This window comes from Halobacillus sp. Marseille-P3879 (assembly GCF_900240285.1).
Classification (GTDB): Bacteria; Bacillota; Bacilli; order Bacillales; family Halobacillaceae; genus Halobacillus_A.
This window is the reverse complement of the sequence record NZ_OESS01000002.1, coordinates 585,977-611,656: the sequence shown is the minus strand read 5'-3', so window position 1 is coordinate 611,656 and position 25,680 is coordinate 585,977. Positions and strand designations below refer to the sequence as shown.

Genomic DNA, 25,680 nt, shown 5'->3' with positions numbered 1-25,680 from the left:
GTCCTCACCTTTCTGTTACAAAGCTTTTCAGCTTCGCTAAAAAAGACGCAGGGGAATTTGTTTTGACAGGAATATTTAAATACTTTTCAACCATTCGATTCATAGCTTTACTGGCCGGACACATTTGCTCTTTTATTACAAACGGTATCTGGTCAAGTACGCTTTGCATGACTTTGGGATCATCAGGCAAACTCCCTAGTAATGTCAATTCTTTATTTAAAAACCTCATAGCAGCTTTTTGCATTCTCAGAAATGTGTCTTCTGCAGTTCCTTTTGCCATTACTCTATTAATAACCATTTGGATAGGAAGTCCGTGATCGAAATAACAAAGATGCTTAATAACGGCATATGCATCTGTAATCGAAGTAGGTTCAGGAGTAGTAATTATGATTGATTCGTCTGCAGAGACCATAAAATACAAACTATCCATTGTAATCCCTGCCCCCATATCAAATAATATAAAGTCGTAAGTATGCACCAGTTTTTTGAATTGTTGTGAGAAACAGGCTGATCGTTCTTCATTAAGATTAAAAATTTCACTCAATCCAGATCCCCCGGATATATAAGCAATATCTCCTGGTCCTATTTCAATAAGTTCTTCAATCGTGATTGATTGTGTGAAGAGATCAACAATAGTTCCTTGAGGGACAACTCCCAACAAAATATCTATGTTTCCCATACCAATATCAAAATCAATCAGAAGAACTTTCTTTCCATGTTCTTTTAACTTTATGGCAAAATTAATAGTAAAATTGGACTTACCTACTCCCCCTTTCCCACTGGCAATTGCCATTATTTTGGCAGTCCTCCCGACGTCCTTGTCTCTTAAGCAGGTTCGTAGCTGTTCCGCCTGGTCACTCATTTGGAAAATCCTTCATTACTGACTCTACTAGTTGAAAAATACTTGCGCTTTCAATATCATCAGGAACGCCCTGGCCATTCGTAATATAGGCTATCCCTATATTTTGAAGTACAGCCAGGTTTAATGCTCCACCTAAAGAATAAGTTTCATCATTCTTAGTAAGAATAAGTTGTCGTATGGGTACTTGATTAAAGCTGTCATATATTCGTTTCATATCCTCGTTTTTGGATGTTAGTGAAAGAACGAGATAGGTCTCAGTATCCTCATTAAAATCTATTGTCTCTGTTAATTGATTGACATACGAGGCGTTTTTAAAATTGCGCCCTGCCGTATCGACAAATACCCTGTCGTAATTACTAAACAAGCTTCTGGCTCGTCTATAATCGTCTCTGGTATAAGCAACCTCCAGAGGTACATCTAAAAGTTTAGCGTAGGTTTTTAATTGCTCAACAGCTGCAATTCTATATGTATCCGTGGTTATAAGTGCCACTCGTTGTTTACGATTTAATACTGCTTCGGATGCCAGCTTTGCAATGGTTGTGGTTTTGCCAACACCTGTGGGTCCCACGAATTGGACAAATTTCCCCCTGAAACCGTGGTGGCCAATATTAATACTGGTTAAGTACCGCACTAAAGTCTTCCTTACCAACTCATTTACTTGACCTGCTAGATGTTCATTATAGTTAAGACCTGCTTTGATTTCACTCACTATACTTTTTACCAGCTCCTGATCCAGCCCTTGATTCTCGAGATAAGAAGAGATTACTTTAACAACGGAGGTTGGTTCTTTTGTTCCTGACTGTTCCTGAATCATAATTTTGAGCTGCTCTATCTCTTTTATGACTTCTTTATGGTCATTAGCAAGTCCAGCACGGGCAGATCCACGTAAAGAGTCAGAAGAAGAGCTGCCGGACACTGGCATTTTCTCCGCTGGATCAATTGCTGCAATTACTTCAATATAAGGTTTTTTAAACATTCCTAGGAAGCCGCCCACTTTAATTTCTTTTGAATTTAAAATGACTGCGTCTGTCCCCAGGTTTTTCTTTACTTTATTCATGACCTCAGGCATCGAAGGTCCTTGAAATTTCTTTACTTTCATGCCACATTCACCACCCCGACACTTTCTACTTCGGCATTCGGATCAAGTTCATTGTAGGAAAGGACAACTGCTTGCGGAAAATATCTGTCCAGAAGCTGTTTCATATACATACGAATTGCTGGAGAGCATAAGATAATGGCATACTCTTCCTGAAGAAGCACTTGATCAATTTGTTCTGAAACTGCTTTTATTACAGACTGCTGGATCTCAGGCTCAAGGGCCAGATAATTACCGTGCTCCGTTTGCTGTATATGATCGGCAATCATTTTCTCTACCTTTCCCGACACAGTAATCACACGCATGTTTTGATCTTCTTTTTTATATTGACTCGTAATTTGGGCTGCTAATGCCTGCCTGGCATATTCGGCTAATAAATCTGTATCGTTAGTCATAGAACCAAAATCAGCTAGGGTTTCAAAAATAACAGGAAGATTTTTAACCGAAACATTTTCTTTTAATAATTTTGCCAGTACCTTTTGTACATCTCCTACAGATAACGGCTCAGGTGTGACTTCTTCCGCTAGGATAGGATAGGTTTCTTTTAAATGATCAATTAATTGTTGTGTTTCCTGCCGCCCCAATAATTGATGGGAATGCTTTTTGATCACTTCGGTAATGTGAGTAGACACGACAGAAGGAGGATCTACAACTGTATAGCCTGAAAGCTCCGCTTCATCTTTTAGATCCTCAGTAATCCATTTCGCAGGAAGGCCGAATGCTGGCTCCATGGTTTCAATTCCCTCAATTTCATCATCATCCATCCCTGGACTCATCGTTAAATAGTGATCCAATAATAATTCACCCCTGGCTACTTCGTTGCCTTTAATTTTTAACCGGTATTCATTAGGGCCAAGCTGAATATTATCTCGTATGCGAACAACGGGAATGACAATCCCCAGTTCTATCGCAAGCTGGCGGCGGATCATCACAATGCGGTCTAATAAATCTCCCCCCTGGCTCGTATCTGCAATAGGAATAAGGGCATATCCGAACTCAAATTCCACAGGGTCCATGCTTATTAAATTAACTACATTTTCCGGCGACCTCATTTGGTCACTTTCCACTTCATCCACTGCCTCAGGCTCCTCATATTCTGGTTCATCCTCTATTCGGGATAACCAGTATCCACCAAAGATAAGGATGGCAGAGATTATGGTAGTGATAAAAAAAGGAATAGGCGTTAAACCAAGTAAAAATACTGTAATACCTGCTATGTACAATAGCTTAGGGAACTTAAGAAGCTGGCCGGTCACGTCAGATCCTAAATTCCCTTCAGAAGCTACTCTAGTGACTACAATCCCGGTAGCAGTAGAAATTAACAATGCAGGAATCTGACTAACAAGCCCGTCTCCTACTGTAAGTCTCATGTATGTATCAATCGCTTCAGTAAATGACATCCCCATCTGGGCCATACCTATAATTAATCCGAAAATAATGTTCATAAGTACGATAATAATTCCCGCTATAGCATCCCCTTTAACAAATTTACTAGCACCATCCATCGCACCGTAAAAATCAGCTTCATTTTCGATTTTTTCTCTTCTTTCTTTCGCTTGATGTTCATTTATCATTCCAGCATTTAAATCAGCATCAATACTCATTTGTTTACCTGGCATCGCATCGAGCGTGAAACGAGCTGCTACTTCAGAAACCCTTTCAGCACCTTTAGTAATGACTAGAAACTGAATAATAACTAATATAATAAAAACGACAAACCCAACCAGCGGATTACCTCCGATAACGAAAGTTCCAAAGGTTTCGACGACTCCTCCTGCATCAGCTTCTGATAAAATAGATCGTGTAGTGGAAACATTTAACCCAAGCCTAAACAGCGTTAGCAACAGCAATAATGTCGGAAAAACGGCAAATTGCAGTGCCTCCTCCATATTCATTGATACCAAAATTACGATTAGAGCTAGTGTGATATTGATTAGAATCAAAAAGCTGAGAAGCCAACCCGGTAGCGGTATAACGAGCATGATTATAATTAAAATTACACCAATTAATACAGATAAATCTCTTGCTGACATCAGGGTCACCTCCTTAAGACTTCACTTTCTTCTCCAAACGGTACACATAAGCCAGTATCTCTGCCACTGCTTTAAAAAATTGTTCATCTATAGGCTTGTCAATTTCAGCATCCTGGTACAGGGCTCTGGCTAATGGACGATTTTCCACCATCACCACTTCATGGGCCCTGGCGACTTCCTTTATTTTCTGAGCAACAAAATCCACACCTTTCGCCACAACAATCGGTGCGTCGGAGACTTGTTCGTCATATTTTATTGCAATCGCATAATGAGTCGGATTCGTAATTACGACGTCTGCTTCTGGTACTTCGTTCATCATTCGTGATGCAGACATCTGCCGTTGTTTTTCCTTGATTTTTGATTTAATCAACGGATCTCCTTCAATATTTTTATGTTCGTCTTTAAGGTCCTTCTTAGACATGCGAATATTTTTTTCATGATCAAATTTCTGATATGTATAGTCCAATATCGAAAGAAGCAGTAGTGCAAGTCCAGAAGCGAGTCCCATTGTAACCGTTATTTCCCCGAAAAAGACAAGGGCATCTTCTACAGACTTTTGAGACATCAACATCATCTGGTCTTTGTTCACCCAAATAATTGCAAATGTAATAACACCGATCAGGGAAATTTTCAGTAAGGATTTGATAAGTTCTACCAGTGCTCGTGCTGAAAAAATTCGTTTAGCTCCCTTTATTGGATCGACTTTTTTTAAATCAAATTTTAAAGGTTCAGCTGTAAAAAGAATGCCGACTTGAACGAGATTGGAAGCAACCCCAGCTATAATGGCAATTCCCATTATAGGACCGATTACTTTTGCCATTTCAATCGTAGCTTCAAGAAAGACAGCCGCCACTGTGTCTACTGTGACTTCCCAATTCATATATTCCTGAAAAGTTTGTCTATACATACCAGTCACAGCTTCCTGCATAAAACCTCCCAGCAAATATAACCCCCCAAAAACTAACAGCAGTAAAAAGCCGGTATTGACATCTTGGCTTTTGGCTACTTGACCTTTTTTTCTCGTATCGTCTCTCTTCTTAGGGGTGGCTTTCTCTGTTTTTTCATCTGCTGCGAAGAATTGCAGATTTAAAGTTAACAAACGCACGATCTACTCTCCTCCAAACAGCTGCATAAGTCCTTGCATTGTCTCAAGCATGGTTTCAAATAAATTTTGTATTAACATAATATAGAATGTCATAGCTATAACAAGTACACACAAAGCAACGAAAATCTTCAATGGCAGGCCGACGACAAAAACGTTGAGCTGGGGTACCGTTCGCGCTATTATCCCTAAGGCAACGTCCACCAAAAATAAACATCCAACAATCGGTACAGCCATCAAGAAAGCGATGACAAACATCTGATTAAATGCCTCGATTATGTACAGAATCCATCCTTCATCACCAGGAGGTACAAGCTGATCCAATGCAATTAGTTCATAGCTGTAAAACACTCCATCGATCATTAAATGATGACCATTAACGGCTAATATAAATAACAAGGTAATGGTATACATGTACTGACCGATCAGTGGACTTTGGACTCCTGTTTGGGGATCAATAACATGCGCAATGGCAAATCCCATTTGAAAATCTATAAACCCTCCTGCTATTTGAATTGCTGCGAGAATAATGTATGCCAGCAGCCCTACCGCTATCCCGACAGCTGCTTCTTTAAAGAGCAGTAAGAAATAGGAAGCATCAATGGTTAGCTCCGGAATTTCGATAGTAAAATACATCAAAGACGCCAGGAAAAAACTAAACCCTACCTTATGCTGGCCAGGTAAATTGCGGTAAGAGAATATGGGCAAAGTTACAAAGAAAGATGTAACTCTTACAAATATCAGTAGAAAAGCTGGTAAATTAACAGCACTTATGTAGTCAAGCATTTTCAACCCACCAGCATGTTTAAGTTTTCAAACACTCTCACAGTAAATTCCACCATAGTAGTCAGCATCCATGACCCAAAGAAAATCATGCCTATAAGGACCGCAACTATCTTAGGGATGAACGCCAGTGTTTGTTCCTGAATTTGAGTAGTTGCTTGAAAAATACTTACTAATAAACCTACAGCCAGCGCTAAAATTAATAACGGGCCGGATACTAGCAATACTGTGTAAATCCCTTCTTTCGCAAAAGAGAGAACCATTTCTGTTGTCATAATCCATTAACCTCCGTAACCAGTTAAAATCCCTCCAAAAGTGATTTGGATATTAAGTACCAACCATCAACGAGTACAAAAAGCAAGATCTTAAACGGCAGGGAAATCATTACAGGCGGAAGCATCATCATACCCATTGACATCAGAACACTTGCCACAGCCATATCTATGACTAAAAAAGGAACAAAGATCATAAAACCCATTTGAAAAGCCGTTTTCAACTCACTGATTGCAAACGCTGGTACTAATGTTGTTAACGGTATATCTTCCACAGTTTCAGGTTCTTCCATTTCCGAGTAACCTATAAATAACTCTAAATCCTTTTGTCGCGTATGTTTGGCCATGAATTCTTTCATTGGAACGCTCGCTTCGTCATATGCCTCATCGAGAGTAATGTCTTCATTAAATAATGGTGTCAATGCTTCTTCATTAACTTCCTGAAAGGTCGGTGCCATAATAAAAAAAGTTAGAAACAATGCAATGCCGATTAACACCTGGTTGGGCGGCATTTGCTGAGTAGCCAATGAGGTCCTTACGAAAGATAAAACGATTAAAATCCTTGTAAAACTGGTCATTAAGATCAATATTCCTGGTGCGAGTGACAACACGGTAAGTAACAGCAGCAGTCTTACAGAAGTAGCTACACTCTCAGGGTCTGAACCAGAGAACATGTCTACGAATTCACTCATAAAGAATCATCCTCCTTTTTAGAGAACGACTTCCTTTTTTCTTTCATTTCTTTCAACTGTTTTTCAAACAGCTGTTGAAATTGAATCGTTGAATTTTTTCTTGTAGAATCACTTTGGTTCTTTTTACTTAACTGTTTAATATGATTAACGCCTTTGTTCACAAAATCAGACTCTTCCCTGGTTAAACTTTCAATTGTCTGTTTATCGGTAATTTCCGTGATAAGGTCAATGGACTCTCCTACCCCTACTACAAAATATTTTTCACCGATCCGGACGGCTTGCAAAGAACGGTTAGGAGCAAGTGTAATGCCTCCAAGTGCTTCCATGGCACGACTTTTTTGAAAAAGCTTATTGCGTTTATTAAAAAATTTTAATAAGCCATAAATTAGTGCCAGTACTACAAGCAGAGCAAAAATCAACTTTATGATGTTCCAGATTATTGAAGGCGATTCCTCTGCATTTTGAGCAGAGGAATTTCCTTCACCCTCTTCAGGGCTGCTTGAACCGCATCCTTCCAGTTCCGGATTTTCTGAACAATCAGTTACAGAAGGAGCAGCGTGAACAGATAATTGGGATGAATCGATCATTATACTGAAAAATAAAACTAAAACGGCTGTAAGAAGCATGCGTAACATGAAGTTCATCCTTATCCTTCTGTTTAATTAAGTGCTTTTTGTATAGCTTCGATCACACGGTCCGCCTGAAACGGCTTAACAATAAAATCTTTTGCTCCTGCTTGAATCGCATCGACTACCATAGCCTGCTGCCCCATTGCTGAGCACATAATTACTTTAGCTTCAGGATTGTATGATTTAATCTCTTTTAAGGCTGTAATGCCGTCCATTTCCGGCATTGTAATATCCATTGTTACGAGATCCGGTCCATGTTCTTTATAGAGTTCTACGGCTTTTTGGCCATCTTCCGCTTCACCTGCAATTTCATAACCATTTTTTGTCAGGATATCCTTCACCATCATTCTCATAAACGCTGCATCATCAACTATTAAAATACTTTCTGCCATTTAATATTCCTCCCTGATTGTTACTTTAATTTTTTTAATCTATCTTTTGGACTTAATATATCTGTAACCCTCACGCCAAAGTTCTCGTCAATAACTACCACTTCACCTTTAGCCATCAGTTTTTCATTAACATGAATATCTACTGGCTCCCCGGCAAGCTTATCGAGTTCCACTACAGACCCGGCTGATAACTCTAATATTTCTTTAATCGTTCTTTTTGTACGACCGAGCTCTACTGTTACTTTTAATGGGATATCCATTAACATGTCTAAGTTCCGCTGCTCGGTATCATTTAATTGGATGTGCTCAAACGCTGAGAACTGCGCAGACTGAATCGTGGAATTATTCAGGTGCTGCCCCCCCGTTCCTCCTAACAGCTGCGGGTCTTTTGGTTTACTCTCTTGCTTGTGAGTGGAAGTTGCCCGAGACTGTTCCTGCGAAGGTGATTGATTCTCCTTACTATTTTCTTTTTTTATTCTTTCTTTTACCACAGGTTCTTCTTCCTGAGGGTTTAGCAATTCGTCTACCAGTTCCCTGGCGAAATCTACCGGAAGTAATTGCATAATATTTGAGTCAATCAACGTTCCTACCTTTAAGTTAAAGGAAACTTTAATAAGCAGTTCATCAACAGGGATTTGTTCAGTTCCTTGATTTTCTTGTAGATGCAGCACATTTATAGATGGAGGCGAAATGTCAACTTTTTTATTGAAGATGGTTGACATACTTGTTGCTGCTGAACCCATCATTTGGTTCATAGCTTCCTGGACAGCACTTAAATGAATGTCATTTAATTCCTCATCTGGAGCCGTTCCATCTCCGCCCAGCATTAAATCTGCAATGATGGCAGCGTCACGGCTTTTAATTACCAGCATATTCTCCCCTGAAAATCCATCTGTGTAGTTAACGTTTATAGCTACGTGAGGTTTTGGAAATTCACTTCCCAGCTCTGACCGTTTAACAGCCGAAATAGAGGGGGTAGTAATCTCTACCTTTTGGTTAAGTAAAGAAGACAGAGCAGTTGCTGAACTGCCAAAAGAAATATTACCTATTTCACCTAGAGCGTCTTCCTCTACATTTGTGATATAGTCTTCTACTTGCTTATCTGTTTGTGATTGTTCGCTGTCATTGCTCATACCTGGACTGCTTCCATTTAAAAGAGCATCAATCTCATCCTGCGACAACATGTCATCACTCATCATATCCGGCACCCCCCTGGTACTCATTTAACACTTGCACAGCCAGCTTGTTTTTAAATTTACCTGGCTGAATCTGAAATTTTTCTTCTTCATCAATACGTAGTTTCATAGGGTCTTCGATTGACTGGTCAAGGCGGATAATATCATTGTTGTCCAGCTTCAGGAATTCTTCTATCGACATATCCGCCTCTCCAAGAATTGCACGAATATCTACTTCAGCTTGTTTAACTGCTTTCGACAAAGCCTCAAGCTCTTGAGGATTACTTTCCTTAGGCTGTTGATTCTGCATCCAGTAATGTACAGATAATTTTGGAATGATCGGTTCAAGGACTACATGAGGTATGCAGATGTTAATCATCCCGGTGGCTTCCCCTATGGAGGTATTAAATGAAACCACTACCACTGTTTCATTAGGCGACACCATTTGTAAAAATTGAGGGTTTACCTCTAGATCTTCTAATTCAGGTTCTATTTCTACGATGGAGCCCCAGGCTTCCTGATAATTTTCCAGTGAATTCTCAAAGAGCTGGGTCATAATCGTTGTTTCGATTTCTGTTAATTTTTCTACTTTACTTACGCTGCTTCCTTTTCCTCCAAGCACGCGGTCAAGCATCGCATATGCGATATTAGGGTTCGTTTCTAATAAAATCCTTCCTTCAAGCGGCTGTACACTAAAGATATTAAGAATTGTCATCGATGGTATGGAACGAATAAATTCCTCATATGGCAATTGATCGACAGAGGCTACACTTATATTCACATAAGTTCTAAGCTGTGCTGAGAAGTAAGTAGTTAATAACCTCGCAAAGTTTTCATGAATTCTTGATAGACTCCTAATTTGGTCTTTAGAAAAGCGAAGGGCACGCTTGAAGTCATACACTCTCACTTTTTTCTCTTCTTCCTCTGCTTTTAAATCTTCAGCATCCATTTCCCCTGTTGATAACGCTGAGAGCAGCGAATCTATTTCAGTTTGCGACAACACTTCTTCCGGCAAAAATCCTCACCTCCATCTTTTAACTTCTCGTATCTATTGAAGAACCTTATCTACGGTATAAACTTTTTCAACCTTACCTTCAGTCATAAGTTCATTCAACTTTAGTCTTACCTCTTCTTCCAATTCATCAAGATCAGACTTAAAGGCTTCTGCCTCCATAGTAGCCAGCTCTTTTATTAAGATGTTCTGCATTTGAAAATCACGTTTTTGAAGTTCATTTAATGCGTCTTCACTATCTGTCACTACCTGAAAGCTAATTCTCACAAAATCTCCATTTTCTATGTCTGTTGTAATGTCTTCCGTTGTCATAGAGGTTTCAACCATTTCATCAATACTTCTTTCCTCATCTGCTTCGCCTTTAGAAATATTTAAAACAAGAACTAGAGCAGCAACTCCAAGGACAGTGATGGTCCCAAGCACAGCCAGCATGGTCTTAAAAATATTACTTTTCATCTTTATCACCCGCCTCGTGCACAATTCTTACTAATCCAATTTCTCTATAATACTGTTTCATGTTTTTAATAACTTCTTTTTCCGATTCTTTCACTACAAAGCTCTTACCTTGTGTAGTCGTAATCGTTGTGTCCGGATTACACTGTATCTTCTCTATGTAAATCGGGTTAAACCAAAATCCATCACCATTCAGCCTCGTTAATGAAATCATTCGAGTATCGGAGAACTCTTCATCGGAGTCCTCCTTCCCCCTTTATTATCGTTTTAAGTTGGTAAGCTCCTGTAGAATTTCATCTGAGGTAGTAATAATTCGGGTATTCGCTTGGAAACCTCGTTGAGCCGTAATCATTTCGGTAAAAGCTTCAGCTAAATCAACATTAGACATTTCCAGGGAGCCAGATACCATTTCTCCAGTCCCATCTTCACCAGCAGGAGCCAGATCATCAAGGTTGCTTAATACTCCATCACCAGCTTCCGTCATCAAACCTGCATTGTCAGTATTTTGATAAGTGCTGCCACCCAGCTTTTCTAAGCCTTCAGGGTTTGAGAAATTCGCCAGCTGTATTTGGCCTGCAGTCTGAGGATTACCGCCTTCATCTACGAAACTTACGGAACCATCTGATTGAATATTAAAGCTTTGGGCGTTTTCGGGAATTCGAATCACTCCAGCTTCTCCGCTGGCTTGATAATCCTGCCCATCTCCACCTTCAAACGTTTCGCCTACTAAATATTTCCCATCCCCATTGACAATCGCACCTTCTTCATCTAAATAAAAATTCCCTGCTCGAGTAAAACTTGTGTTTAAGTTTTCCAGACCATCTTCTCCAAAAGTAGCCTCCGTATTGATTGGTTCTCCATCAAGACCCTCAGCCAGAACAAACATGCCGTCTCCTTCAATTGATAAATCGAGTGGGCGGTCAGTTGTCTGGCGGTTTCCTTGTGTATGTATGCTGTCCACTGATCCCAATTGCGAACCCAGGCCAACTTGAGAAGGGTTTGTTCCACCGCGCAAGTTACCTCCCTGGCCTTCAACCGCCCCTTGAGCACCCGATACGGTTTGACTCATCATATCCTGAAAAGATGCCCTTCCTTTCTTAAAGCCACTTGTGTTGACGTTAGCGATATTGTTTCCAATAGTGTCTAGTGAAGTCTGGAACCCTTTCATTCCAGACACTCCAGAATACATTGAACGTAGCATTGTACGATCTCTCCTTTTTAGTTTGTGGTTTACATTAGTCGATCAGTATGCAAGCCGGGTTCCCTGTATGGGGGCCTGCCTGCCCTCCCCATCTAAGATGATCGTTCAACTGATGTTGGCGAACATGTAAGATTTGGATTCATGTTCATTACAGCGATTACTTTTTTGATGCCTTACAACTAATGCATGAAGCGTTATGGACTATTAAAGAATCGGTTACCCCTTTAGCGCTTGCTATATTTAGGTATTCTTTAAAGAGGCTATATCCCTTATAAGCAGGGATTTTCCTGTTTATGTTTGGTAACGGTTGATGAACCAAAAACTTTTTAGGGTCTATAACTTTACCTGCTTCCTATTCTTTAGATTCGGTTACATTTGTAATTTCTTCTACAGGTACTTCCTGACCATCCGAAAGAACTAATAATGTATCTCCATTTTCCTGGCTGACCGACTCTACTTTACTATCTCTGTATTCCTCCACTGTCTCTGTTTCTTCATCATACACCGGGTATGTCACTTCTTTCCCAATCAGACCGCTATACTGTACGACCGGCAAGGAACTCTGGCTGCTTGTAAAATCACTCATGGAAGACGACATGTTAGTCATTTGCTCCAGGCTTGAGAATTGAGCCATTTGAGAAACAAACTCCTTATCTTCCATCGGGTCAAGCGGATTCTGGTTTTGCAGTTGAGTCATAAGGATTTTCAAAAAATCATCTTTACCTAACTGATCACTTCCTGATTTTTTAGGGGGCTGATTATTTAAATAGTAAGATTGATCAATACTCGTCATCACTATCACCTACACTTGTTCATTTACTAAAAGTTCTTTAAAAGACACCGTCTCTTCCTCTGAAGAATCTTCTGCATCGTGGTCATCCTCACTTTGAGAAGGTTGCTGATCTTTAAATCCTCCCGCTTCTTTTTCTTCCTGAGAAAAGAACTGCTCTCCAGAAGCTATATCACTTTTGTCTACGACCACTTGCTGTGGAGAAAACATATGCCTTAATTGATTTACGTTGTTTTCCAATATGTCTTTTGCCGCCTGGGTGGTAACCGTTATTTTCACAGTCATTTCTCCATTCATCTGCAAAATCTTAATGTTCATGTCACCTAAATGCTGAGGCTTCAGGCGAATGTTCATCTCAGATTGGCCATTTCGGAATAAACGGCTTGATTTAATCAATTGCTCAAATTGCTCCATAAATTGGCTGCCAGGGACTCCCTGGGATTGATTCTGGTTCACATGGAGCACATATTGTTCGACATTACTCATCACAGATTGAAACCCACCCCCATGTGTAATGCTCTTTTGGTCATTGGTTATGTTCCTTGATAAAGTCTGAGCAGCCCACTTAGCTATGTCCCTGTTTCTTGTTTGCTGGTAATAACCTGATGGTACAGACTTACGATCCGAGTAGTTCTTAATTAAATGAGCAAAAAGCTGCTGTTGTTCACTACTTCCATTCCTACTAATCTGCACCAGTGTATCTTGAAAAGCCTTCCCGTCCTTTGTCTGACCGGCAAGCTTACTAACTTGTTCTAATACTTGTTTCAGCTCTGTACTCATCTTCTGATCGATATCTTCAAGAAGAACTCCCCCATTCTCCTGTCTGAGAGAAGTCAACTGAGTAGAGATTTTTTCAAACTTTGACCATATTTCTTTCATCTCATTTAAGAGCGGGCCTTCTAGAGATGGCTTCTTTACAGATTGTCCATTCGTGTCACCTGTGAGGAGCATCAGCTGGGTGAGTGACTCCTTCACTTCCCCCGTTCCTTCTGTTGCTAACTGTAGACCTTCTGTAAGCTTCTGGAAGTTCTCCATTAAAACTGTTTTGTTTGTTTCATCTAATTCCGCCAACTTCTCTTCACTATTTTCAAACAAAGCCTGGATATGCCCTGGGACGCCTTCTTCCATCCATAATCCCGCATTTTCAGTTTCCAGTTCAGAAATAACATTTTTTAACTGCTCCGAATCCAGCTCAACTTCTTCCTCAGTAAAAGAAAGCCCCATCGCTTCAAGTGATTTCTTCATATTGCTCATAAATTCTTTAAAACTAATTGGTCCTTCCGGCTGCTTTTCCAATAATCCTCTGAATGTCTCAGCAAATGCAGGGGCTTCAGTTTTCTTTGTGGAAGCACCAGAAAACCGGGAATCGATGCTTTTCGGCATAGAAGAGAACATCTGTGCCATCATTTCCAACTTTTTCACCTCCTTTCACAAAGTTTCATTCTTAATTCGTTGAGGTCATTAAACTTGTCAATTCAGCAGCTTTCTCTGGATCCATCATCCCTAATATTGCTCCTCGCTGGTCACTCTTAACCTTTTCAAGCAGCGATACTGCCAGGTTTTCATTCATATTCTCAATAATAGGCGCGGCTTCCTTCTCATCCATCTCCTGGAAAGCGCGTGCCGTCTCACTAGTCTGGTCAGGGTCATCTTCCTCCGTTTCCTCATCTTCAGAGGACTTTTCAAGCTGCATTTCCAACTCCTCAATACTCTGATTGAGTTCTTCAATAGTTGCGTCTTTGTCCTTATTTTCTGCTTCTAATTGTTGTATTTCAGAGTTGTTCTTTTCGATTGTCCTTTCAAGCTGTTCCTTTGAGCTGCTTACACTTTCCTCCTCCGAAGCTGAGACCCATTGAGATATTACAGGCAGGTGACCCGCCGCAGCTTCCGCTTTTTGTAATACGTTTACCCCCATAAAAGAAAGAACGATCGTTAACAGCGTCAAAGTGAAAACAGCCGGAACAAAAATTAAGAGAAAAAAAGATTGAACCCGATTTTTATTGTTTTTCTTTTCTTTTGGCATACCATCACCTGTTTTTATAATTTAAAAATTGCCGGTTTGATAATTCATCCATTGATTTGTTTTCTTCTGCTTTTACATGGGCATCGTGGTATCGAAGTCTGCGTTCTATTAGACTTTCATACTTTTTAACTTCTATGTGAGCTGAAGAGAGCTTCTCATGTGCTGACTCCATGTCACTCCTGGCTTTGTGCACAACGCTCTGCAATTCTTCAATTTGCAGCTCCAGCTGTTCAACGAACCGTTGGTGATTAATAAAGGCTTCAACTTTTAATGACTTTTTATTAATATCTTTGTCAAATCGAGCGTCGGCAATCTCTTTTCTTTTTAGCAGTTCATACATTTTCGTTGCCACAGTTTCAAAGTGCTCAATATGTTCCTGATAAACTTTCTGTTTTTCCTTCTTCTTCATTTCCTGGAAATCTTTTATTTTATAAAAAGTATCCAAGGACGTCATAAAGTAACCTCCTAAACCAGCAGTTGTAAAAGACTGTTGATCGATTGCTCAAAACTTGATTTCTCGTTTACACCTTGCTTTAGAAACTTAATAATAGAAGGATGATATTGAATAGCTTCATCAATTTCCCTGCTGCTTCCTCTTTTGTATGCACCTATTTGTATAAGTTCACTATTTTCTTCATATACAGCCAGTAGTTTTCGCAACCTCTCAGCCGCTTGTTTATGATTATCGTCCACAACCTGGTTCATTACACGACTTATTGACTTCAATACGTTAATAGCTGGAAATTGACCCTGCTCAGCAAGCTTTCGATCCAGGATGATGTGGCCATCCAGTATTCCCCGAACCGTGTCTGAGATCGGTTCGTTTAAATCATCCCCATCGACAAGAACGGTATAATAGGCTGTAATAGAACCATTATGACTTTTTCCTGTACGTTCGAGCAGCTTAGGTAATGCAGCAAAGACAGAAGGAGTATAACCTTTAGTAGTAGGAGGTTCACCTGTCGCTAATCCTATTTCACGCTGAGCCATTGCGAATCTCGTGATAGAATCCATTAATAGATTTACGTTGAAGCCACGTTCACGAAAGTATTCACTTATGGCTGTCGCAGTATAAGCTCCCTTAACTCTCATCAATGCCGGCTGATCAGAAGTAGCTACTACAACAATAGATCGTTTTAACCCTTCTTCTCCTAAATCATTTTCAATAAATTCCCTGACTTCTCTCCCCCGTTCCCCTATAAGGGCAATGACATTTACGTCTGCTGAGCTGTTGCGAGACATCATTCCAAGCAAGGTGCTTTTTCCTACTCCGCTTCCGGCAAAAATTCCAATTCTTTGCCCTTCACCGACGGTTAATAAACTATCAATTGCTTTAACACCTACCTGAATTGGTTCAGAGATCGTCGGTCGTTTCAAAGGATTGGGTGGAGCTTGTTCAGTCGGATAGTTTTTTAAACCTTTAGGCAGACATGTACCGTCCATCATTTCGCCTAAGGGGTTAATCACTTGTCCAACTAACCCTGTACCTGCTTTTATTTGCAGTGGTTCTTTAGTCGCTTCTACTAAACTCCCTGGCCCAATCTCCTTTAAGTCAGAAAGAGGCATAAGTAATAGATTCTCTTCCTGAAACCCTACTACTTCAGCTGCAATTTTCCTGGTCCTTCCATGAGTGTGGGCATGGATGTAACACAAATCCCCTATGCTTGCTTCAGGACCTTTAGACTCTATCATAAGCCCTACAACCCTGGTCACTTTCCCAAATCTTTTGTATGTATCAAACTTCTGGATTGACTTTAAATACAAATCTTTATTCATCCGCTCTCTCCTCTTGCGCGAGCTGAAAGAGCTTTTCTCTTAATTCTTGTAATTGGGATTCTATACCCGCGTTTATCTGCCCGAATGGAGATTCTATAATACACCCGTTTTTCTCCACCGTATCCTTTATAATTATTTGAAGTGCAGCATGGCAATCAGTAATAGCTTCAAGCTCGGATTTCTGCGAGTGAATCAAAGGATAGATTTCCGGATGAACAAAGACGCTAATAACCGGTTGTTCTTGGACTTCCTCAACGGCTTTCTTAATGACATTAAAAAGAGAGCTTTTATCTTGCTCTAACTCTTTGTTAAGGATTTTTTCCGCACACTCAACTGCTATATCCAGAATAGCTTCTTCGGTGGCACTGATCTTAGCAAGGTAATCTTGCCGAGCTAATTCAAGCAATTGATTGGCTTCACTTATTTTATCGTGGAACGTTTGAAAACCTTGTTCCTCCCCTTGATTAAATCCTGCACTAAAGCCTTCTTCCTCTGCCTGTTTTCTTAAATGCGCTTTTTCCTTACTCCACTCTCTTTTCTCTTGCTCAACAGTTTGTCTCGCCTGCTGCAGGATATCCTCCGCTTTGGTCTGGGCTTCAATCACCTTATCTTCTGCCTTTTGGATTAAGTGCTCAGCCTTCGCCTCTTTCTCACCTGTCGGCTTCTCCTCTTCCTCTGAATTAGAAAGAGGGAACGGCCGGATTTGAATGACCCGTTTATTATTAAACAATGATGTCATCTCCTCCGCCTCTAGCAATAACGATCTCACCTATATCTTCCAGTCTGCGTATTGTTGATACTACCCTGGTCTGTGCCTCTTCTACATCCCGAAGTCGTACAGGTCCCATGATTTCCATTTCTTCCTTAAAGGTTTCAGACATTCTTTCAGACATGTTACTAAATACCAGGTCTTTTACTTCATCGCTGGATACCTTCAAGGAAAGACGGAGATCATAGTTTTCCACTTCGCGTATAACACGTTGAATCGCACGGTTATCCAATATAACAATATCTTCAAATACAAACATCCGCTTCTTAATTTCCTCAGCAAGCTCAGGATCCTGAATTTCCAATGCATCTAAAATAGTACGTTCCGTACTGCGGTCCACTCCATTTAAAACTTCCACGACTGCCTGGATGCCTCCGGTTTCCGTATAATCGTTTGTTACAGTTGCAGATAATTTTTTTTCTAGAATACTTTCGACCTGACTGATAATTTCTGGTGAAGTCGAATCCATTGTTGCAATTCTTCTAGCCACATCTGCCTGTAATTCTTGAGGCAGTTCAGATAGAATCTGCCCGGATTGGGCGGCATCTAAATAAGACAAAACCAGGGCAATGGTTTGAGGATGTTCATTTTGTATAAAGTTCAAGATCTGATTCGGATCTGATTTCTTTGCAAAATCAAATGGTTTTACCTGGAGAGAAGAGGTCAACCTGCCAAGTATATTGGATGCTTCCTGCTCTCCAAGCGCTTTCTCAAGTACTGTTTTTGCATAGCCGATCCCGCCTTGAGAAATGTAATCCTGAGCGAGAGCAATTTGGTGAAATTGTTCTAAAATCTCTTCTTTCTGCTTTGCATCAACCTTTTGTACAGCCGAAATTTCTAAGGTTAACTTTTCCATTTCTTCTTCAGTTAAATGTTTATAGATTTGAGCAGCTACATCAGGGCCAAGAGAGATGAGCAGAAGGGCTGCCTTCTGCTTTCCTGATAACCCTGCATTTTGATAGGCCATTTAGGTTACCCCCCTTTAATCTTCTGCGATCCATGAACGCAATAGCTTTGCAAAGTCTTCAGGTTTATCTTTAGCCATGCGTTCAAGCTGTTTTCTTTTTAAAGTAGATTCATTTTCCTGTTCTTCTATATCCGGTACAGCTGCCGGCTGCTCATCTACAATCTCTTCAAAAACGAGTTCTTCTTCCTCTTCTTTTCGACGACTAAATAGCTTCCATATAAAAATTATGACGAGTAATAGAAGCAAACCACCTAAAGCGTAAATCCATAACGGAATTCCTTCAGATTCAGGGGTTGCCTGTTGAGTCCCCTCAAACTCCTGAAATACAATGGAGGCCTTCTCTTCGGCATTTATATCCTCACCATAACTTCCATCTATTGAAGTTGTAATCATAGAATCAATCATTGATTGAATACTTTCTTCGACCGTGTTCTGTTCCTGCTGTGAAAGTACTTCGACTTCACCTTGTTCATTTTCACTTTTGGTCGAGTCGACAGCTACTTGAATTCCTAAATCTCTGACTTTATATGGACTTTCTTTAATATTGCGATGAATCCGGTTGAATTCGTTGTTGACCGTCTCTTTAGACATTTCATAATCTCCACTGCCTTCAGCATCTTCTGCTTCATAGTTCGTAACGTCCTCATCGCCTGTGCCGGCCGTACCGCCTTCTGGTGAGCCGTCTTCATATGCTTCTTCTATTTTCTCGACACTAATTGGCAAGCCTTCCATAGTCTCTTCATCTACCGGCTCCACAAGTTCTTCTGTACGATTTTCCTGAGTGAAGTCGATGTCAGCAGTTACAGAAGCAACCACTTTATTTTGACCAACCATAGGGCTGAGCATTTTTTGTATTCGTTGCTGTATATCTCGTTCTATGTCCTCTTTTACGCCTTGCTGATATGTATAGGCATCTGAATTATTTCCATTTTCTGAATTATTTGTGTCAAAATAGTTGAAATTTTGATCCATAATGACGATATCTTCTTTAGAGAGGTTTGGAACTGACTTGGAAGCTAAATTATATAGAGTTTCAACTTGTTCATTTTGAATATTGTGACCGGGTGACACTGTTAGGACAATGGATGCTGTGGCCGCTTGTTCTGAATCGGCTACAAACACGTCCTCTTCAGGAACGTTGATCATGACGTCTGCATTATCAATTCCTGATATTCCGCTCATTAGGCCGGCCAGTTCAGACTGCATCGCATCCAGTTTAATGACATCAAACTCGTTATCTGTCATCCCCCATGAAACATTATCACTAAAAAAACTGTAATCAATGCTTCCACTGTCCGGAATCCCTGAGGCTGCTAAATCTACGAGAAGCGATTCGGCCTGAGCCTCAGGAACATGTATTGTTGTCCCGCCGGAATCCAGGTCATAAGATATGCCCCGGGCATCCAGTTCTTCTTTCACTTGACCTACTTCCTGCAGAGATAGGTCACGATAAAGTGGAACCATATTAGAGCTGGTCGCAAATAAACTTGCAACAGATAACAAAAGAATCAAGGCTAAAGCAGCCCCGATTAATAAGCTTTTTTGTTTTTTACTCCGTTCTGCCCAGAAAGAAGTTAATTTTCTTTTATAGTTTCTTATTTTTTCTTTCATAATTGCCCCCACAAAAAGCAGAAGATTCGAGAATATGTATAGCACCTAGAAACAATATCTTTATACTTGCATTCTCATAATTTCCTTATATGCATCTACTACTTTATTTCTAATTTCTACTGAAGTTTGAGTGGTGATGCTGGCTTTTTCAGATGCGATCATCACTTCATGCAGATCATCTACTTCACCGTTTGCTAAATCTTGCGTCATTTCATCGGAAGTTTTATTCGTTTGATTGACATTTTCTACTGCATCTTTAAGATGAGCGGAAAATTGAGAGTGGGCTTCCGCCGGGCTTCCTAACTTAGTAGAAGTATGTTCAGGTGGCTGAATGTGATTGGAAGAAATTGGAATATTATTAATCAAAAAAATAACCTCCTTATTGTTTACCGATTTCCATAGCCTTCATAAGCATGCCTTTAGATGCATTTAAAGCTGTTACGTTTGCTTCATAAGAGCGGGTCGCACTCATCATATCCACCGTCTCTTTCAGTGGGTCTACATTCGGCATTTCTACATATCCTTCATCGTCCGCATCAGGGTGACTGGGGTTATAAACTTGTTTAAATGGTGTTTCATCATCTTCAATCTCAGTAGCCTTTACGCCGCCTTTTCCTGCAGAAGAGCCGGCTTCCCGTGCTTTTTCCAGATATGAACCAAAGGACTGGTCTTTTGGTTGGAAGTTAACCATTTTTCTTTGGTAGGGCTCCCATTCACCATCCTCATTTAATACAGCCCGGGTAGAGTTTGCATTCGCCATGTTAGAGGAAGCCGTATCCATCCTAAGCCGCTGAGCAGTTAAACCACTGGCACTGGAATTAATTGAACTAAAAATACTCATTACTTAATTCCCTCCTTGAATTACGCTTTTAAGGCTGCTGAACTTTCCGCTCATTCTGTCTACTAACGCTTGATATTGAATTTGATTTTTTGCAAGCTCATTCATTTCTTTATCAATATCAACGTTATTGCCATTATGATTGTAAGTAGTCCCCTCTTTACGGGTTGTAATTATGTTTCCCGTTGACTTCTTCTCAAAAGGTAAATGACGTTCATCTGTCCTGGCCGTCTGCAGACCTTTCATCTCTCCGTTTAGTACGTCTTTAAACGCCACATCCTTTGCTTTATAACCAGGAGTGTCAACATTTGATATGTTGTCAGATATGGCCGAATTTTTTTTAGCTGCCATGTTTAAAGAGCTTTCTAACGTGGAAAAGGTATCATTGAACAAATTCATTCTTTTTTCCCTCCATTTTTAGACATCATTTGACATACGACCAAACTATATTTTAAGAAAAGATTGGTAAAGTGTCCATTATAATATTGTTATTTTTGGTTTTAATGAATAATCAATACTTTGGACCTAGTAATAAAGTCGCAAACAGTCGCACTTTATTACTATTTGTCGAAACAACTACTATAAAGAACATTATTACACAATTACCAGGTAAATTAAATCTGATTTTTAATTATATTTAAAAAAGTGCCTCTTAAAGAATATCCGCTTTGACAAAATACATATCTGCCATACAATTCTGCTTCATTATAAAAAGGGACTTGGATAAGTAAAGCAGTAAAAAAATATTCGTATAAACGCAGATCATTAGCGTAGTCAAAATATGCAGACTCCTGTGGGAATAACGCGAGCTGAAGATCCCGAAGGAAAGCGCTCTTTGCTTTTCGAGGAAGCTTAAGGCCGTGCCCACTTAAAAGCGAAGAATTTTGACGGAGCGATGGTGTGAATTCTCATTAACATAAATAATCCGAACTGATTCCTACAGAATCATTCGGATTATTTTTATGATTTATTCAGTTTTGTCCTAGCCTTTACTTTTTTCCTATCAAGCCTTATCATACCTCATGGATTAAAAATTTAGAGGGCTTTTCATCTTAAAAACACAGGGTGCCGCTATGCGTGGACGTTTAAGTCTCTTAAGGCTTTGACCTTCAGGGGCTCACCCCACAAAGCTCTCGTCATTTCCTCAATACCTTTTTAAGATAAAAAGGAGTAACCTATCGGCAGGGAATAATTAGTACGAAAGAAAAAAATCAAGCTGCCGAGACTTTTTCTCGACAGCTTGATCAGCTCCTGATTAAGGGAGCTTTTTTTTAATTAATTGGTCCGAAGCTTTTGTAATTCGACCAGGAAATTGTTATTTAATACTTTGATGTATGTTCCCTTCATACCCAGCGAACGTGATTCAATCACTCCCGCACTTTCCAGCTTACGAAGGGCGTTAACGATAACAGAACGGGTAATGCCGACTCTGTCCGCGATCTTACTAGCTACAAGAAGCCCCTCGTTTCCTTCTAGTTCTTCAAAAATATGTTCAATTGCTTCTAATTCACTATAAGACAAAGAACTAATTGCCATTTGAACTACAGCTTTATTACGGGCTTCCTGTTCAATCTCTTCTGTTTTCTCATGAAGAATTTCCATACCTACTACTGTGGCACCGTATTCAGCAAGAAGAAGATCATCTTCATTAAAACTTTCATTCAGTCGACTGAGAATCAAAGTTCCCAGGCGCTGTCCTCCCCCAATAATAGGGACAATAGTGGTAAGACCTTCTTCGAACAACTCTTTGTTTTCAATCGGAAAAGCTGTATATTCGCTTTCTATATTCAGGTTGGGAGTGGTTTCCTGAATATTAAAAAGATTTTGAGTGTATTCCTGTGGAAAACGTCTTTCAGAAAGCATAGCTTTCATTCGCTCATTCTCAATCTCTTGTTTAATAGCAAAGCCTAATAGTTTTCCCCTACGGCTTAATACAAATGTATTTGCACCAATTACATCTCTCAAAGTGGCTGACATATCATTGAAATCCACCGATTTCCCTGTTGTTTTTTGAAGCATGGCGTTAATCCTTCTTGCACGGTTTAATAATTCCATTGTTCATTTCCTCCTTATAGGTTCTAAAGTATGAATCTGCTCAAATCTCTGTTTTTAACAATTGTAGATAGTTTACTTTCTACATATTGAGGTGTTATTTCTATTGTTTCAAGTGTTACATCTGGAGCTTCAAACGATAAATCTTCCAGAAGCTTCTCTAAAATGGTGTGCAGACGGCGGGCACCAATATTATCGGTCTCCTGATTAACTTCATATGCGATTTCAGCAAGTCTAGTTATAGCTTCGTCAGAAAATTCAACCTTTATACCTTCTGTTTCAAGAAGTGCAGTATATTGTTTCAACAAGGCGTTAGATGGCTCTACTAAAATACTTCTAAAATCTTCTACAGTTAGTTTTTTCAGTTCTACCCTGATCGGGAAACGTCCTTGTAATTCGGGGATAAGATCAGAAGGCTTTGCCATATGAAAAGCACCTGCTGCTATAAATAGAATATGGTTGGTAGAAACTGGCCCATATTTAGTCGCGATGGTTGAGCCTTCGATAATCGGAAGGATATCTCTTTGTACACCTTCTCTGGAAACGTTCGCCTGATTCTCACCTTTTGCAGCTACTTTATCAATCTCATCAATAAAGATCATTCCCGATTGTTCAGTCTTTTCTACCGCTTCCTGACCTACCTCATCCATATCCACTAGTTTTTGTGCTTCTTCCTGTGTTAAAACCTTACGCGCTTTAGAAACAGGGAGTTTTCTCTTTTTCTTTTTCTTTGGCATAAACTGACTAAATGCATCCTGCATATTCATACCCATCTGCTCCATTCCCGAACCCTGGAGCATATCAAACATAGAAGACTGAGATTCCTCAATTTCTACTGTAACCATATGGTCTTCTAATTCACCGAGTTCAAGCTGATGCTTTATCCGGCTTCTTTTTGATTCTGTATCACTATCTTCATCACTTTGTTCGGATTGATAAGTTTCTTGATCTCCTTGTTGAAAAAGCATTTCAAATGGATTTTTCATCGTATTTCCCTGCTTCTTCCTGGATGGCACTAATAGCTTTACCAACCGTTTATTCGCTTGTTCCTCAGCACGATCTTTAACGGCTTCCATTTTCTCTTCTTTAACCATTCGAACTGCCATCTCCACAAGGTCCCGAACCATAGACTCTACATCACGGCCTACATAGCCGACTTCGGTAAACTTGGTTGCTTCCACTTTTACGAAAGGTGCCCCGACAAGATTAGCCAGTCTCCTGGCAACCTCGGTTTTACCCACCCCTGTCGGTCCCATCATTAAGATATTTTTAGGGACCACTTCATTTTTCAGATCATCGGTTAACTGCATACGTCGATATCTATTTCTTAAAGCGACAGCTACAGAACGTTTCGCATCAGTTTGACCAATTATATATTGGTCAAGCCGCTCGACAATTTGTTTAGGTGTTAAATTCATGGACACGATAAAAAACCTCCTATTCCAATACCTCTAACGTAATTTGGTTATTCGTGAACACACAAATTTCGCCTGCTATTTCTAAAGCAGCTTGTGCGATCCCTTCAGCTGACTGTTCGGGGGAATACCTTTTTAAGGCACGGCCGGCACTTAGTGCATAGTTTCCTCCAGATCCTATTGCAAGTATACCGTCATCTGGTTCTATAACTTCGCCAGTTCCTGAAACTAAGAACATCTTCTCAGTGTTCATAACGATTAACATGGCCTCCAGCTTCCTTAAAACCTGGTCACTCCGCCATTCTTTTGCCAATTCAACTGAAGCCCGTGCTAAGTTTCCATCATAAGCTTCCAATTTGGCTTCAAACTTCTCAAAAAGAGTAAAGGCATCTGCTACTGAACCGGCAAAACCCGCTAAAACTTGATCGTTGTAAAGTTTGCGTACTTTTACAGCTTTATGCTTCATGACAACCTGGTTTCCAAGTGTAACCTGTCCGTCACCGCTCATCGCAGCCTTTCCGTTGTGCTGCACAGCGAATATAGTCGTTGCATGAAATTGACGATCCATTCCCATCACCTCATCATTTATTAGCGCGAGGATGACTATTCATGTAAACATGACGAAGTCGATCCTTCGTGACGTGCGTATATATCTGCGTTGAAGACAAATGCTCGTGTCCAAGCAGTTCCTGGACAGAACGTAGATCTGCTCCTTCATTAAGTAGATGTGTTGCGAAAGTATGCCTGAGTTTGTGAGGATGAATATCCACTGTCAGAGCAGCGTCTTCTACCATTTTACTCAAGATCGTACGGATACCTCTGGCTGTCAGCGGACCGCCTCTCGCATTTAAAAATACGCGGTGTGATCCTTCTGTTTTATGACTAGAAAGGTTTGAACGGCCATTATTTAAGTAATCGTTCAAAGCTTCAAAAGCAAATTGTCCAAAGGGTACATACCTTTCTTTCCGCCCCTTGCCCCTGACCAGAAGAGTTGATAAAGAGAAATCGATATCTTCAATGTTTAACTGCTCACATTCACTTACCCTCATCCCTGTGCCATAAAGTAATTCAATGAGAGCCTGGTTGCGTTTTCCCAGGGGAGTGGTTACATCGCTGACTTCAAATAAATATTTAAGTTCTTCTTCATAGAAGAATTGCGGAATCGGGTTTTGAGTTTTAGGCATTCTTATGTTTAAGAAAGGATTAGCTTCCACCAGCTTTTCCCGCTCCAGGAACCTGTAAAAGCTTCTTAAGCAGGAGAGTTTCCTTGAAATACTTCTTCTGGACAACTGCTGGTCGTGAAGCATAGATAAGTATACTCTTATCACAGCGTAATCCACTTGTTGTAACGAGTCTATAGATTCCGCCTGCAAAAATTTCAAAAAATGAGTTAAGTCTTCTTTGTAATTTGTAACGGTTAAAGAACTGACATTCTTTTCAATCTGCAAATACTCGATGAATAAGCTCTTTTGGTGTTCGATTTGATTGTCGTTCATATTTCACCTCACAAAGCGTCTAAATTTTACCACACTATTCACTATAATAACAATTCATTTAACAAAATTGTAATAAAATTCTGAATTGTTTCAGATTTATCCCTTTTATTATACGTCTATGGAAGTGAAAAATAAACAATTACAAATAATTACTGTCAAGTATATATCCTTACCAAACCGTAATTATAGCCCCCTTGGTAAGGTGTGTCAAACAATTTAGTTAAAAATGAACGAAGAAAAC

General features: G+C 40.0%; 29 protein-coding genes. All 29 read right to left on the bottom strand.

What is annotated here, in order from left to right; all coding sequences use genetic code 11:
• Positions 1-4 precede the first annotated feature (4 nt).
• Positions 5-793, bottom strand: a complete 789-nt coding sequence (locus tag C1A12_RS10875; protein ID WP_159462182.1) for a MinD/ParA family protein — start codon at positions 791-793, stop codon at positions 5-7.
• A 61-nt stretch (positions 794-854) separates the two neighbouring features.
• Positions 855-1,961, bottom strand: coding sequence for a flagellar biosynthesis protein FlhF (gene flhF / locus C1A12_RS10870; protein WP_101843899.1), 1,107 nt, complete (start codon positions 1,959-1,961; stop codon positions 855-857).
• Positions 1,958-3,991 carry a flagellar biosynthesis protein FlhA gene (flhA, locus tag C1A12_RS10865; RefSeq protein ID WP_101843898.1) on the bottom strand — a complete coding sequence of 678 codons (2,034 nt, stop codon included), beginning with the start codon at positions 3,989-3,991 and terminating at the stop codon, positions 1,958-1,960. Before flhA ends, flhF begins: the two co-directional genes overlap by 4 nt.
• Before the next feature lie 13 nt (positions 3,992-4,004).
• Positions 4,005-5,096, bottom strand: coding sequence for a flagellar biosynthesis protein FlhB (flhB, locus tag C1A12_RS10860; RefSeq protein WP_101843897.1), 1,092 nt, complete (start codon positions 5,094-5,096; stop codon positions 4,005-4,007).
• A gap of 3 nt (positions 5,097-5,099) precedes the next feature.
• Positions 5,100-5,879 carry a flagellar biosynthetic protein FliR gene (gene fliR / locus C1A12_RS10855; protein ID WP_101843896.1) on the bottom strand — a complete coding sequence of 260 codons (780 nt, stop codon included), beginning with the start codon at positions 5,877-5,879 and terminating at the stop codon, positions 5,100-5,102.
• 2 nt (positions 5,880-5,881) lie between these two features.
• Entirely contained in the window at positions 5,882-6,151 is a 270-nt protein-coding gene (gene fliQ / locus C1A12_RS10850) for a flagellar biosynthesis protein FliQ (RefSeq protein ID WP_101843895.1), read from the bottom strand.
• Between the two features lie 23 nt (positions 6,152-6,174).
• Positions 6,175-6,840, bottom strand: a complete 666-nt coding sequence (fliP, locus tag C1A12_RS10845; protein ID WP_101843894.1) for a flagellar type III secretion system pore protein FliP — start codon at positions 6,838-6,840, stop codon at positions 6,175-6,177.
• On the bottom strand, positions 6,837-7,484 hold the full coding sequence (locus C1A12_RS10840; protein WP_101843893.1) for a flagellar biosynthetic protein FliO: 648 nt from the start codon (positions 7,482-7,484) through the stop codon (positions 6,837-6,839). Before C1A12_RS10840 ends, fliP begins: the two co-directional genes overlap by 4 nt.
• A gap of 14 nt (positions 7,485-7,498) precedes the next feature.
• Positions 7,499-7,861, bottom strand: coding sequence for a response regulator (locus C1A12_RS10835; RefSeq protein ID WP_101843892.1), 363 nt, complete (start codon positions 7,859-7,861; stop codon positions 7,499-7,501).
• 20 nt (positions 7,862-7,881) lie between these two features.
• A complete protein-coding gene (gene fliY / locus C1A12_RS10830) occupies positions 7,882-9,060 on the bottom strand; it encodes a flagellar motor switch phosphatase FliY (RefSeq protein ID WP_200816583.1) in 1,179 nt (392 codons plus the stop codon).
• On the bottom strand, positions 9,050-10,051 hold the full coding sequence (fliM, locus tag C1A12_RS10825) for a flagellar motor switch protein FliM (protein ID WP_101843891.1): 1,002 nt from the start codon (positions 10,049-10,051) through the stop codon (positions 9,050-9,052). The genes fliY and fliM overlap by 11 nt, the downstream gene beginning before the upstream one ends.
• Before the next feature lie 33 nt (positions 10,052-10,084).
• Positions 10,085-10,504, bottom strand: coding sequence for a flagellar basal body-associated protein FliL (fliL, locus tag C1A12_RS10820; RefSeq protein WP_101843890.1), 420 nt, complete (start codon positions 10,502-10,504; stop codon positions 10,085-10,087).
• Positions 10,494-10,715, bottom strand: a complete 222-nt coding sequence (locus C1A12_RS10815; RefSeq protein ID WP_101843889.1) for a flagellar FlbD family protein — start codon at positions 10,713-10,715, stop codon at positions 10,494-10,496. Before C1A12_RS10815 ends, fliL begins: the two co-directional genes overlap by 11 nt.
• Before the next feature lie 45 nt (positions 10,716-10,760).
• The gene (gene flgG / locus C1A12_RS10810) at positions 10,761-11,702 is read right to left on the bottom strand and encodes a flagellar basal body rod protein FlgG (RefSeq protein ID WP_101843888.1); all 942 of its coding nucleotides are present in this window, start codon (positions 11,700-11,702) and stop codon (positions 10,761-10,763) included.
• A 352-nt stretch (positions 11,703-12,054) separates the two neighbouring features.
• Positions 12,055-12,495, bottom strand: a complete 441-nt coding sequence (gene flgD / locus C1A12_RS10805; RefSeq protein ID WP_101843887.1) for a flagellar hook assembly protein FlgD — start codon at positions 12,493-12,495, stop codon at positions 12,055-12,057.
• 9 nt (positions 12,496-12,504) lie between these two features.
• A complete protein-coding gene (locus C1A12_RS10800) occupies positions 12,505-13,899 on the bottom strand; it encodes a flagellar hook-length control protein FliK (RefSeq protein WP_235001611.1) in 1,395 nt (464 codons plus the stop codon).
• 37 nt (positions 13,900-13,936) lie between these two features.
• Positions 13,937-14,515 carry a MotE family protein gene (locus tag C1A12_RS10795; RefSeq protein ID WP_101843885.1) on the bottom strand — a complete coding sequence of 193 codons (579 nt, stop codon included), beginning with the start codon at positions 14,513-14,515 and terminating at the stop codon, positions 13,937-13,939.
• A gap of 4 nt (positions 14,516-14,519) precedes the next feature.
• On the bottom strand, positions 14,520-14,969 hold the full coding sequence (fliJ, locus tag C1A12_RS10790; RefSeq protein WP_101843884.1) for a flagellar export protein FliJ: 450 nt from the start codon (positions 14,967-14,969) through the stop codon (positions 14,520-14,522).
• Between the two features lie 11 nt (positions 14,970-14,980).
• Entirely contained in the window at positions 14,981-16,291 is a 1,311-nt protein-coding gene (fliI, locus tag C1A12_RS10785) for a flagellar protein export ATPase FliI (protein WP_101843883.1), read from the bottom strand.
• On the bottom strand, positions 16,284-17,021 hold the full coding sequence (gene fliH, locus C1A12_RS10780; RefSeq protein ID WP_159462181.1) for a flagellar assembly protein FliH: 738 nt from the start codon (positions 17,019-17,021) through the stop codon (positions 16,284-16,286). Before fliH ends, fliI begins: the two co-directional genes overlap by 8 nt.
• Entirely contained in the window at positions 17,014-18,027 is a 1,014-nt protein-coding gene (gene fliG / locus C1A12_RS10775) for a flagellar motor switch protein FliG (protein WP_101843881.1), read from the bottom strand. Before fliG ends, fliH begins: the two co-directional genes overlap by 8 nt.
• A 15-nt stretch (positions 18,028-18,042) precedes the next feature.
• Positions 18,043-19,638: a flagellar basal-body MS-ring/collar protein FliF gene (gene fliF / locus C1A12_RS10770; protein ID WP_101843880.1), complete on the bottom strand. Its 1,596-nt coding sequence runs from the start codon at positions 19,636-19,638 to the stop codon at positions 18,043-18,045.
• 60 nt (positions 19,639-19,698) lie between these two features.
• A complete protein-coding gene (gene fliE / locus C1A12_RS10765; RefSeq protein WP_306417001.1) occupies positions 19,699-20,004 on the bottom strand; it encodes a flagellar hook-basal body complex protein FliE in 306 nt (101 codons plus the stop codon).
• A 13-nt stretch (positions 20,005-20,017) separates the two neighbouring features.
• Positions 20,018-20,479 (bottom strand): flagellar basal body rod protein FlgC, encoded by a 462-nt coding sequence (gene flgC / locus C1A12_RS10760; RefSeq protein ID WP_101843879.1) that lies wholly within the window; start codon positions 20,477-20,479, stop codon positions 20,018-20,020.
• Between the two features lie 3 nt (positions 20,480-20,482).
• Positions 20,483-20,875: a flagellar basal body rod protein FlgB gene (gene flgB, locus C1A12_RS10755; RefSeq protein ID WP_101843878.1), complete on the bottom strand. Its 393-nt coding sequence runs from the start codon at positions 20,873-20,875 to the stop codon at positions 20,483-20,485.
• Between the two features lie 876 nt (positions 20,876-21,751).
• The gene (gene codY, locus C1A12_RS10750; protein WP_101843877.1) at positions 21,752-22,531 is read right to left on the bottom strand and encodes a GTP-sensing pleiotropic transcriptional regulator CodY; all 780 of its coding nucleotides are present in this window, start codon (positions 22,529-22,531) and stop codon (positions 21,752-21,754) included.
• A 23-nt stretch (positions 22,532-22,554) separates the two neighbouring features.
• The gene (gene hslU, locus C1A12_RS10745) at positions 22,555-23,952 is read right to left on the bottom strand and encodes an HslU--HslV peptidase ATPase subunit (RefSeq protein WP_101843876.1); all 1,398 of its coding nucleotides are present in this window, start codon (positions 23,950-23,952) and stop codon (positions 22,555-22,557) included.
• A gap of 13 nt (positions 23,953-23,965) precedes the next feature.
• Positions 23,966-24,511, bottom strand: a complete 546-nt coding sequence (hslV, locus tag C1A12_RS10740) for an ATP-dependent protease subunit HslV (protein ID WP_101843875.1) — start codon at positions 24,509-24,511, stop codon at positions 23,966-23,968.
• A gap of 13 nt (positions 24,512-24,524) precedes the next feature.
• A complete protein-coding gene (gene xerC / locus C1A12_RS10735) occupies positions 24,525-25,439 on the bottom strand; it encodes a tyrosine recombinase XerC (protein WP_101843874.1) in 915 nt (304 codons plus the stop codon).
• Between the last annotated feature and the right edge of the window lie 241 nt (positions 25,440-25,680).